This window comes from Parabacteroides sp. AF19-14, assembly GCF_003635485.1.
Taxonomy (GTDB): Bacteria; Bacteroidota; Bacteroidia; order Bacteroidales; family Tannerellaceae; genus Parabacteroides; species Parabacteroides distasonis.
Genome location: NZ_QTMJ01000039.1, coordinates 398 through 10,869, shown reverse-complemented (window position 1 = coordinate 10,869; position 10,472 = coordinate 398). Strand labels below are relative to the sequence as shown.

12 protein-coding genes and 2 pseudogenes are annotated in these 10,472 nt (G+C 51.2%); 4 read left to right on the top strand and 10 right to left on the bottom strand.

Features of this window, described 5'->3' with window-relative positions; genetic code table 11:
- Positions 1-141 precede the first annotated feature (141 nt).
- From DWX33_RS21760 to DWX33_RS21735, 6 genes and pseudogenes are all read right to left on the bottom strand, one after another.
- Positions 142-1,458, bottom strand: a pseudogene (locus DWX33_RS21760) (TraG family conjugative transposon ATPase); the annotation flags it as partial.
- Positions 1,455-1,787: a DUF4133 domain-containing protein gene (locus tag DWX33_RS21755; protein ID WP_005809208.1), complete on the bottom strand. Its 333-nt coding sequence runs from the start codon at positions 1,785-1,787 to the stop codon at positions 1,455-1,457. The gene DWX33_RS21755 and the pseudogene DWX33_RS21760, both read right to left, overlap by 4 nt.
- A gap of 10 nt (positions 1,788-1,797) precedes the next feature.
- Positions 1,798-2,109 carry a DUF4134 domain-containing protein gene (locus DWX33_RS21750; protein ID WP_005809211.1) on the bottom strand — a complete coding sequence of 104 codons (312 nt, stop codon included), beginning with the start codon at positions 2,107-2,109 and terminating at the stop codon, positions 1,798-1,800.
- A 200-nt stretch (positions 2,110-2,309) separates the two neighbouring features.
- Positions 2,310-3,026, bottom strand: a complete 717-nt coding sequence (locus DWX33_RS21745; RefSeq protein WP_005809212.1) for a hypothetical protein — start codon at positions 3,024-3,026, stop codon at positions 2,310-2,312.
- Positions 3,023-3,304, bottom strand: a complete 282-nt coding sequence (locus DWX33_RS21740) for a DUF3408 domain-containing protein (protein WP_255419346.1) — start codon at positions 3,302-3,304, stop codon at positions 3,023-3,025. Before DWX33_RS21740 ends, DWX33_RS21745 begins: the two co-directional genes overlap by 4 nt.
- Complete coding sequence (locus DWX33_RS21735; RefSeq protein ID WP_005809216.1) at positions 3,285-3,638, bottom strand: DUF3408 domain-containing protein; 354 nt, start codon at positions 3,636-3,638, stop codon at positions 3,285-3,287. Before DWX33_RS21735 ends, DWX33_RS21740 begins: the two co-directional genes overlap by 20 nt.
- A 216-nt stretch (positions 3,639-3,854) precedes the next feature.
- On the opposite strand from DWX33_RS21735, the pseudogene DWX33_RS22985 reads away from it, so the two are divergent.
- Positions 3,855-3,962: pseudogene (locus tag DWX33_RS22985) on the top strand (IS110 family transposase); the annotation flags it as partial.
- A gap of 2 nt (positions 3,963-3,964) precedes the next feature.
- Here the strand turns inward: DWX33_RS22985 and DWX33_RS21725 are convergent.
- The 3 genes from DWX33_RS21725 to DWX33_RS21715 all read right to left on the bottom strand — a co-directional run bounded on the left by DWX33_RS21725 (position 3,965) and on the right by DWX33_RS21715 (position 5,457).
- Complete coding sequence (locus DWX33_RS21725) at positions 3,965-4,405, bottom strand: DUF3408 domain-containing protein (RefSeq protein ID WP_032538179.1); 441 nt, start codon at positions 4,403-4,405, stop codon at positions 3,965-3,967.
- Positions 4,406-4,407: 2 nt separating this feature from the next.
- Positions 4,408-5,169: a ParA family protein gene (locus DWX33_RS21720; RefSeq protein WP_005809222.1), complete on the bottom strand. Its 762-nt coding sequence runs from the start codon at positions 5,167-5,169 to the stop codon at positions 4,408-4,410.
- An 84-nt stretch (positions 5,170-5,253) separates the two neighbouring features.
- Positions 5,254-5,457 (bottom strand): hypothetical protein, encoded by a 204-nt coding sequence (locus DWX33_RS21715; RefSeq protein ID WP_032538122.1) that lies wholly within the window; start codon positions 5,455-5,457, stop codon positions 5,254-5,256.
- A 421-nt stretch (positions 5,458-5,878) separates the two neighbouring features.
- Here DWX33_RS21715 and mobA point away from each other — a divergent pair, with 421 nt between their 5' ends.
- Genes mobA through mobC form a run of 3 tightly spaced genes read left to right on the top strand, consistent with a single transcriptional unit; the run spans position 5,879 to position 9,573 of the window.
- Positions 5,879-6,307, top strand: a complete 429-nt coding sequence (gene mobA / locus DWX33_RS21705) for a conjugal transfer protein MobA (RefSeq protein WP_005809224.1) — start codon at positions 5,879-5,881, stop codon at positions 6,305-6,307.
- The gene (gene mobB, locus DWX33_RS21700; RefSeq protein WP_032543188.1) at positions 6,286-7,533 is read left to right on the top strand and encodes a conjugal transfer protein MobB; all 1,248 of its coding nucleotides are present in this window, start codon (positions 6,286-6,288) and stop codon (positions 7,531-7,533) included. The genes mobA and mobB overlap by 22 nt, the downstream gene beginning before the upstream one ends.
- A gap of 30 nt (positions 7,534-7,563) precedes the next feature.
- Complete coding sequence (gene mobC / locus DWX33_RS21695) at positions 7,564-9,573, top strand: conjugal transfer protein MobC (RefSeq protein WP_032543187.1); 2,010 nt, start codon at positions 7,564-7,566, stop codon at positions 9,571-9,573.
- Positions 9,574-9,654: 81 nt separating this feature from the next.
- Here the strand turns inward: mobC and DWX33_RS21690 are convergent, their stop codons facing one another.
- Positions 9,655-10,260, bottom strand: a complete 606-nt coding sequence (locus tag DWX33_RS21690; RefSeq protein WP_032543186.1) for an RteC domain-containing protein — start codon at positions 10,258-10,260, stop codon at positions 9,655-9,657.
- Positions 10,261-10,472 lie beyond the last annotated feature (212 nt).

Below are 10,472 nucleotides of genomic sequence, written 5' to 3'. Positions count from 1 at the left end.
ACATACGATTTGCATACAAAAATAGAGATTATCGGAAAAAATAGCAAATCAAAAGCCAAATCATTTTCCTAACAATCTCTAAATATCAGCTATTTATATATAAATTCAAACAATATAAAAACGGCAAAAATATAGGGTATTATTACGGTTGGTGGTGATGCCCCGCTTCATCGGCAGGTCAGAGATGTCGAGGTGCAGCGGCTTTCCCGTTAGCCTGTCCACCATCTTGATACCGAAGGGCGATAGCGAACTGCGGTAGTTAGTTTCCTCCGTAAAGAGGCACACAGCCTGCTCGATGAAGGTGTGGAAACTCTCTTCCGCCGGGAAGTCCGCCGCGTTGCCGGGCATCGCCGCCCAGTAGAGCGTCGGGCAGTCGATGGTGTTGTGGCGCGGCACGCACTCCATGCTCGCCAGCTGGCTGCCCACGTCGTTCTTGATATGTTTCAGTTCCTCCGTGTCATCGCTCCACGCCATGACGTTGAAGTGCGCCCGTACCGATGTCAGCCCGTAGGAATGGGCTTCGTTCAGGTACTGGTCTATCCACTCGCGGTTGATGCTGTTGCTCCGGCTGTATCGGGATAGCGACTGCATATTCCTCGCGGACTTCTCGAACTTCTGTAAATTTTCCTCGCTGTTGTCGATAATCACATACTGGTTGTAGATGTGGTTGCAGGAGAGCAGCAGCCCCACGGGTGAGGCGAAGGAGAGACGGCAGTCCGAGCGGTCGGTGGAGAGTTTCTCGTAGCGGATGTCGGTAGCCACCTTTCCGGGCATATCCTCCGCGTCGGAGAGGGTGTGCAGGCACAGGCGGTTGTCGCCGATGCGCATTTCCTTTGCCGAGAGGTCGATGTCCTGCAAGGTCGTGTCGCCTTCAGGCATGAGCGAGAAGTAACGCTCTATCAGCCCGGCGGACTTCTCCGTCCCGACAATCTCATCGATGGAGAGGCGGCGGAGTCTCACGAAGCCGCTGTCGTTCATGATGCGCTCGAACTGTTCAGCGGCCTCCATGAACTTCCCGGCGGTTTCCTTGTCCAGCTCCTTCGGGATGATATGCCCACGGCACAGCGTGCTGAAATTGCTCTGCATCCGGTTACGCTCCTTTGTCGTCTTGGTCAGGTAGAGGTAGCAGGAGTGTTTCAGGTACGGACGCTCGTTGAAGTGTCGTTCAAATGAACGGCTCAAGAAACTCATGTCGTCTTTCTGTAACTCCGGCTTGTAGCGTTCCTTGATGAACCAGTCCTGCTTATGCACGACGCAGAAGTCCGGCAGTACCTTGATAGCCTTGCACCAGCAGCCGTGTATCGCCTCGTACTCCGCGCCCGTCACGGTATAAAGCTCCGGCAGTTCCACCTCAAAAGCCACCGTGATGTCGGCGTCTTTGGAAATGATGCAGCCATGTTCCACAGCCAGCAGGGGGAACTTGTTTTCCAGTGTTGTCATTTTGGATGTATTTCTCATGTCGTTTCTTCCTTTCGTTGCCGTTTGAATAATCGGGTGATCCGCCGCCGGTTGATAAGGTATCGGGGATGGCTCCTTATAGCTCCTAATTTCATAAGCCCGTGTTCGCCGTACCGGGCGTTCAGCGCGAAGGTCTGCCATACGAGGACGGAAGACGATGCCGCGCCGAAGCCGATACATATCCACTGGTCGATGCCGACCATATAGAGGATGACGAACAGGATGAAGAGTGCCAGCAGGCCTCCGCAGAAGATGAAGAGGTACTGAGCCTTTAGACCCTTGAACTCGACCGGACGACCGATACCCTTGTTTATCGGGTATTCAGCCATACATTGTTTATTAAAGGAAGAATGAGCGCAGGATAGTCGCAGCTACAATTAAAAAAATACATGCGCCGAACCACGAGGCTGCGGTTTTCGAGGTATCCGGGTCGCCGGATGAAAACTTGCCATAGACTTTTACGCCTCCGATAAGACCGACCACCGCGCCGATGGCATAGATAAGTTTCGTGCCGGGGTCAAAATACGAACTCACCATAGAGGTGGCTTCGTTGATGCCTGCGATGCCGTTTCCCTGCGCAAATGCGGAGGCGGTTGCGGCAATCATAAGTGCCGCAGAGATGATGAACTTTTGTCTGATGTTCTTATTCATAAACTGTTCTTTTTGTGCCGTCCAAAGGGTGGATAGTCCTTTTTCGGGCGGTTGATACTTGATTACTTTACTTTGGTTTAGTGGTTGCCCGTTTGTTTCCACGGACTTGGGTGTGTCCGTTGCGGGTTGGCTGTACCTTGTACTGCCGTGCGCATGGTGTGATGCCGTCTTACGTTTTCATTTCCACTCTTTTTTAGCCGTTATACATAGTCCCGGATATTGAACTCGTCAATGTTGTCGGGTACGGTAAATTCCTTTTTCGGCTTCTTCAGCCGGACTTCGATAAGCCCCTTGATACGGATGCTCAGTTCCGTCGAGCCGGACATCAGTTTCTCGTACAGTTCCGTTCCTTCCATATCGGAGAAGACCTTTGCCGCACGTTCCCGTTCTGCCGTTGTCGCTTCCGGGTTCTTGGCTGCCCTGACCGCATCGTCTATCTCGTCAAAACTGCTTCCCGTAGCTCTCGGTGTGTCGGGCGTTCCGTCCTCCGGTTCATCCTCCCCGAACTCCAGTTCCGAAGGCGGGATGCTCGTGAAGGTTTCATCGAGTTTTTCCTCCGGGACTTGTGCCGGGTGGGACACGGTTTCCGTGTTTCCATCGTCAAAAGTAGCCTCTTCCTCCGACAGCTCAATGCCTTTTTTCGAAGTGGCGGCTTCTTGCGTCAGTATGGCAGCGGTTGTCCGGGTTGATGCCATCTTGAAATGGCTCCTGCCGATGATGTCCGATGTTTCTCCGGGAGGTGTTTCCCGTGCCGTTTCCTGCTTCACCTCCGTGCCGCCCAATGACCGCCAAAACCCGGCAATGCCTTTAAGGAAGCGGACGAATCTCGTTTCCATGATGCGGTCGTAGAGCAGCAGGAACAGGAACCACAGGTTGCAGCCGACCGATACGGTCAGGAGAATGTCAGTCATGTTCATAATTCTACTCTGGGGACTGCGTTTAACATACGGTTCAGTTCGTCACGGTGTGTACGGAGAAACTCGCTTACCACGTTCTCAGTGAAGTCGGCCATTGTGACTTCACCATCACCCAGCCAGCGGACAATCATGGCAACCTTGTCATGGGTCTCTTTGCTGATGGACACTTGTTTCCCTTCCCTTGCCTTGAAACCTGATTTTTTCAGGAAGGCACGATAATCATTCTTTTTTCTTCTCATTTCTTTTTCTTTTTGATGATTAAAATACTGCGTCGTAATTCCGGGCGTAAAGGCTCTTTATCGCCTCTTCGCACTGGTTGAAGTGGTGTGTAAGCACATGGTCGATGTAGGCGGACAGCGAAAGCCTGTCATGCCCGATTACACGGGTTATGCGCATGATGCGGTCGTGATACTCCGGGCGCACGTATGCCATCTTCCCCTCGCGTGCCTTTACTTCGGGTTCACGGATGAAAAGCCGTTCATAGTCCTTTTCTCTGCATTTGCCGCCTACCGGCACGGGCGACAGGATTTCCACACTCGCCTGCACTTGGGCAAGCAAACCTCCGCCGTCATGGTGCGGACTTCTGTTTTTCTGATTCTTTTCCTGATTCATATCCATTGTATATTATTTACTCTTTATACTTTTGCATAAACATTCAACATCAAAGTGTGGAATAAGACCGAGTATCCATTAGTCAAAAAGACCGTAGAATATGTTCTGCCCCCACACTTTTACATCAGAAACCGGATAGTTCAATGGGCTTTTGACCCCGCATTCGCAATGGTGGTTCAAGATGTATAGATGTTGTCTCAATAAATTGTTAAGACTATGACCTACGTTGGAATTGATGTCAGTAAGGCTACTTTCGTCGTGGCTTATTCTTCTGCCAAGAACAGTAAGACCAAGACTTTCAAGAACACGACCAAAGGTGTTCATATTCAAATTAAGTCTTCACGTTGTTTCTTGTACAGTTCGTTTATTTTCTCCTTGTGCTGTTCCAGATGTTGGCGCAGCACGGTGTCCACGTAGCCGCCTACCGAGATTTCCCGTCCGGCGATGTCATTCACGATTTTAAGAATCTTGCTGTGTACGTCCCGGCTGATATAGACGCACTGGCGTGTCTTTATCTCGTTGCGGCGGAGGAACAGACCGGAATAGTCGTCCTCTTGCCGTTTGCGGCGGGCGATGTCTTTCTGCACCTTCTCCCTTGACGGGGATGCCGTGGGCGGTGGTTCCGTTTCCGGGACGCTCTCTTCTTCGGGGGCAGGCACGGGCGGCTCCTGTGCGCGGTACAGAGTCCCGTCCTGCTTGCGCCTGCCGATGGAGGCTATCAACAGTTCCTCGTCAATGCCTTCGGTGTTCACTTTCCTGCTGCCCATGCTCATTGAGGTTTGATGATACGGCTGATTTCTTCCGAGAACTCACGGATACCGCTCCCTTTCAGAAGGGACACATCCATCGGGAAGATGGTAGAGCGGAATACGCTCTTGCGCTCTTCCGAGAGGTCACGCCGGAACTTCTTGCTGTCGGGCAGGCGGGTGGACAACACCGACAACCCCATTTCGGCAATCACATCTTCATACAGGTCGTACAGCCCGTTCTTCTCCCTGCCGTCCACCATCGTCCAGAACAGGTACAGCCCTTTTGTTTTCGCCTGCCCCGTCGTCATGAGGTTGTCACGGAACATCACGGCGAATTGCAGGGTGCTTTCCACGACAAAGCGGTCGGCACTCATGGGCGCGAAGATGTAATCCATCTGTGAGAGGGTCTTTACCACACCGTTGCTTTTCAGCGTTCCCGGCATATCGAAGAACACGATGTCCGGTTTCGCATCTTCTTCGGCAAGCATCCTTTCGGCATCGTCAAGGGCGTTGAGGGCGTCGCTTGCAATGACCGGATAGGCGTTCTTTTTTATTTTGCGGAAGTGGTCACACGCGAGTGCCTTGAAATAGAGGCTCTCGTCGATAAGTTTCGTTTCACGTTCACGCAGTCCGTGGATGCTGTGTTGCGGGGCGTCGCAATCTATGACGGCGACATTGTGACCTTGCACGTTGTGGAGGTAGCTGGCGGCAAGAGCCGTGACGGTCGATTTTCCAATACCTCCCTTTTGTGTTGCGAATGCAACGAAGATTTCATTACTCATGGTTCTATTGCTTTTAATGGTTGATAAATTGTTTTCCTGTTCCTGTACGGAAGCGGTGACATACATATCCGCGTCCGTGAATCATTATCCGGGCGGTCCGTCACGTATCCGCTTCAATGGCGAAGCCGGGATTCGGATAACCGGTGAATGACGGCATTGCGTCATGAAGTCATTGAATCCGTGAATCACCACGTCACTGGAAAACCGGGTATCCGACGGTTCGGATATTCGGTTTGGCAAATATCCGCCGAAGCGGTTTGCCGGGTATCTGAAAGTTCCTTTTTCCATATCTTCAAATCGTTCGTTTCTTGAATCATGCTGCAAATAAACAAGGATATTTTTGAATCTGTATCACTTCTCCGGCAAGTGGCAGCACGTTGCGCCGGTTGGCACTGATTGTCCGGGTCAAGCCTCTGTCCGATACCGCGTTAAGGGCGTAACTTTGCACCCGAACGGCAGGGTTCGCCGCAGGTGGCGCAGCCCGGGGTTTGAAAGGCATTCCCCCAATCCGTCCCCGACGGATTTTTATGTTCACCTGAACATAGCAAGGTATGTTTTCAGCCGCTCAAAATATTTTGAGCAGCCACGAAAACGCCTTGCCCTTGCAGGGGGGCGGGCTTACCCTCCGAAGTCGGGAAGCCTCTCAAACCTGCGGTGCTGTGCCTCGAAGCGGCGGCTTATGCCGTCAAACCGCTAAATCCAAAGTAATATGAGTGAAAAAAGAAGAAACAAAGGCGGGAGAAATCCCAAACTCGATCCGGCGGTGTTCCGCTACACCGTCCGTTTCAGCGAGGAGGAACACAACCGTTTCCTCTCCATGTTCGAGAAGTCGGGCGTTTACGCCAAGTCGGTCTTCCTGAAAGCGCACTTCTTCGGGCAGCCGTTCAAAGTGCTGAAAGTGGACAAGACGCTGGTGGATTACTACACCAAACTGTCCGATTTTCATGCGCAGTTCCGCGCGATAGGCACGAACTACAACCAAGTCGTGAAGGAACTGAGGCTGCATTTTTCCGAGAAAAAGGCGATGGCGTTGCTCTACAAGCTGGAGCAACAGACCGTCGAACTCGTGAAACTGAGCCGCCGGATTGTGGAACTTTCAAGAGAGATGCAGGAAAAATGGTCGCAAAAATCAGTGTAGGAAACTCGTTGTACGGCGCACTTGCCTACAACGGGGAAAAGATCAACGAGGCGAAAGGGCGGCTTCTGACAACCAACCGCATCTACAATGACGGTTCGGGGACGGTGGATATCCACCGGGCTATGGAGGACTTTCTCGCTCTGATGCCCGTGCGGTCGAAGGTGAAGAAACCGGTGGTGCATATCTCGCTCAATCCGCATCCCGACGATATTTTGACGGACACAGAACTTCAGGACATCGCACGGGAGTATCTGGAGAAGATGGGGTTCGGCAACCAGCCGTATCTCGTTTTCAAGCATGAGGACATCGACCGCCACCATCTGCATATTGTGACGGTCAGGGTGGACGAGGAAGGCAGGAGCATAGACACCCGGAATAACTTTTACCGGAGCAAGCAGATAACACGCGAACTGGAACGGAAATACGGGCTGCACGACGCGGAACGCAAGAACCGCCGTCTTGATACGCCGCTGCGCAAAGTGGACGCTTCTGCGGGCGACGTGAAGAAGCAGGCGGGGAATCTGATTAGAGAACTGAACCGCAGATACAAGTTTCAGACGATGGGCGAATACCGCGCCCTTCTTTCCTTATATAATATGACGGTGGAGGAAGCGCATGGCAATGTGCGCGGACGTGAGTATCACGGGCTGGTCTATTCCGTCACGGACGATAAGGGTAACAAGGTCGGTAATCCTTTCAAGTCCTCACTGTTCGGGAAGTCCGTCGGCTATGAAGCCGTACAGAAGAAGTTTGCCCGTTCCAAGCAGGAGATTAAGGACAGGAAACTTGCTGACATGACGAAACGCACCGTCTTTTCCGTGCTGGAAGGCACGTATGACAAGGAGAAGTTTGTTGCCACGCTCAAAAGGAAGGGCATCGACACCGTGCTACGCTACACGGAGGAAGGGCGCATCTATGGAGCCACGTTCATCGACCACCGCACGGGCTGCGTGTTAAACGGCTCACGCATGGGCAAGGAACTTTCTGCCAACGCCTTGCAGGAACACTTCACGCTGCCTTATGCCGGACAGCCGCCGATTCCGCTCTCCGTTCCGGTGGAGGAACTGGAGAACAGGCAAGGATATTCCGGAGGGGAATACGAAAGCCATTCCAGCGGCATGAACCTGTTTGCCCCCGAAGGTCCGGCAGTGGACGCTGAAGAGGAAGCCTTCATCCGGGCGATGAAGCGCAAAAAGAAGAAAAAACGCAAGGGCTTGGGTATGTAATCAGAGTATCAACAATTAAAAAATCAATGTATGTCACAACAAGAAGACGATTTGAGGGCATTGGCGAAAATCATGGATTTTCTGCGTGCCGTGAGTATCATTTTAGTGGTCATGAACGTGTACTGGTTCTGCTACGAAGCCATCCGGCTGTGGGGCGTGAACATCGGCGTGGTGGACAAAATCCTTCTGAACTTCGACCGCACGGCGGGGCTGTTCCATTCCATTCTCTACACGAAGCTGTTTTCCGTCCTTTTGCTTGCCTTGTCCTGTCTGGGTACGAAGGGTGTCAAGGGTGAGAAAATCACTTGGGGGAGAATCTGGACAGCATTTGCCGTCGGGTTCGTGCTGTTTTTCCTGAACTGGTGGTTGCTGCCCCTGCCGCTGCCGCTTGAAGCGGTGACGGGACTGTATGTCCTTACCATTGGAACGGGCTATGTCTGCCTGTTGATGGGTGGTCTGTGGATGAGCCGCCTGTTGAAGCACAACCTCATGGACGATGTATTCAACAACGAGAACGAGAGTTTCATGCAGGAAACACGGCTCATAGAAAGTGAGTATTCGGTCAATCTGCCGACACGTTTCTATTACAGGAAACGCTGGAACAACGGTTGGATCAATGTAGTTAATCCCTTCCGTGCGTCCATCGTGTTGGGTACGCCGGGCAGCGGCAAGTCCTATGCCGTGGTAAACAATTTTATCAAGCAACAGATTGAAAAGGGCTTTAGTCAATACATCTACGATTTCAAGTATCCCGACCTATCTACTATTGCCTACAACCATTTGCTGAACCACCCGGACGGCTACAAGGTAAAGCCGAAGTTCTATGTGATCAACTTCGACGACCCGCGACGCTCTCATCGGTGCAATCCCATTCACCCGGATTTCATGGAGGATATTACAGACGCTTACGAGAGTGCGTACACGATTATGCTCAATCTCAATAAAACGTGGGTGCAGAAGCAGGGTGACTTCTTCGTGGAATCACCTATTATCTTGTTTGCCAGTATTATATGGTATCTCAAAATCTATAAGGGTGGTAAGTATTGCACGTTTCCCCATGCCATTGAGTTCCTGAACCGCCGTTACGAGGATATTTTCCCGATTCTTTCTTCATATCCCGAACTTGAAAACTACCTCTCACCATTCATGGATGCTTGGCTCGGTGGGGCGGCTGAGCAGCTTCAAGGGCAGATAGCATCGGCGAAAATTCCGCTCTCGCGCATGATTTCCCCGCAACTCTATTGGGTAATGTCGGACAGCGAGTTTACGCTGGATATCAACAATCCCGAAGAGCCGAAAATCCTGTGCGTGGGTAACAATCCCGACCGTCAGAATATTTATGGTGCGGCTCTCGGTCTGTATAACTCCCGTATCGTAAAGCTCATCAACAAGAAGGGGATGCTGAAGTCGTCGGTCATTATAGATGAACTACCGACGATATATTTCAAGGGGCTGGACAACCTTATTGCCACCGCACGAAGCAACAAGGTTGCCGTGTGTCTGGGCTTTCAGGATTTCAGCCAGTTGGTGCGCGACTATGGCGATAAGGAAGCTAAAGTCGTGATGAACACCGTCGGTAATATCTTCTCCGGGCAGGTGGTGGGTGAAACCGCCAAGACGCTATCCGAACGCTTCGGAAAGGTCTTGCAGAAACGGCAGTCCATTTCCATCAACCGGCAGGACGTTTCCACCTCTATCAATACGCAGATGGACGCGCTTATCCCGCCCAGCAAGATTTCCGGCTTGACGCAGGGAATGTTTGTCGGTTCTGTGTCCGATAACTTCAACGAGCGCATTGAACAGAAGATTTTTCACTGCGAGATTGTCGTGGATGCAGAGAAGGTGAAACGCGAGGAAAAAGCCTACAAGAAGATACCCGTCATTACCGACTTCACGGACGAGGATGGCAACGACCACATGAAGGAAACGGTGCAGGCGAATTACAGGCGCATCAAGGAGGAAGTCAAGCAGATTGTTCAGGAGGAACTGGAGCGGATTGCCAACGACGACAATCTGAAACACCTGTTACAGCAGAAATAACCGGGCTGACGTGAGGCAATGAAAGCGGGCGGAACAAAGTATCAAACTTGCTCCGCCCGTTATTCTTTAGGGATTCTTAGTCTATCTTCTCATACGCTCCATCTCTTCGTCACGGAGCATCTTCTCGTTCAGTTTTTCCTGCATTTTGTCAAGGAAGTAGGTGCGGCTTTCGTTCTTCCGGCGTTTGATATCAGTGTAGAAGCGGTAGCAGTCTTTAGAATCAACCCCGAATATCTTATAGAGAAGTGGGGCGAGCTGTTTGAGCGGCATATTGCCGTTGTTGATGCAGCCCATCACGTCTATGCCGTAGATAAGTTCCACGAGGTCGATGGCATTGCCCGTCCATTGAAGAAGGCTGGCGGTGGTTTCTGTTGCGTTGTTGGCGGATATTAGTGGTGGCACTTGGGGCGTGGCAAGGAATTTCTGCATCTTTCTTACGAAAGACAGAGCCTTGCTGACGTAGGCGGCAATCTCTCTTTTTTCTTCTGACAGATTACGTACGGGATGGTGCTGCAACTCGATTTCGATGTAGGCAAGCGCGATGACGGTAAGGTTCATGTCCATGCCGCCGTTGCACAGTTCGATCACTTGGGTGGCGAAAGCCGTGTATGCCGTTTCCATATTGCAGTCGCCGGCTTCGTTTATCAGGCGGAAAAAGTCGGTTTCCGCCAGCAAGAAATAATTCATGGTTCTGTCAATTTTGAAAATTACACTTTGTTTTCTGCGTGCGCACATGAATATAATTGGCAAAAAACGCGGCAGAAAATAAAAAATCCAACACTCAATTTTACAAAGTGCTGGATTTCAGAGGTATAAAATTCAGTATTTTTTCACAAGGACAAATTATCTCCGACTTAAATTGTTTGTAATCGGAACATTTATTCTATTCCTGAAAATAG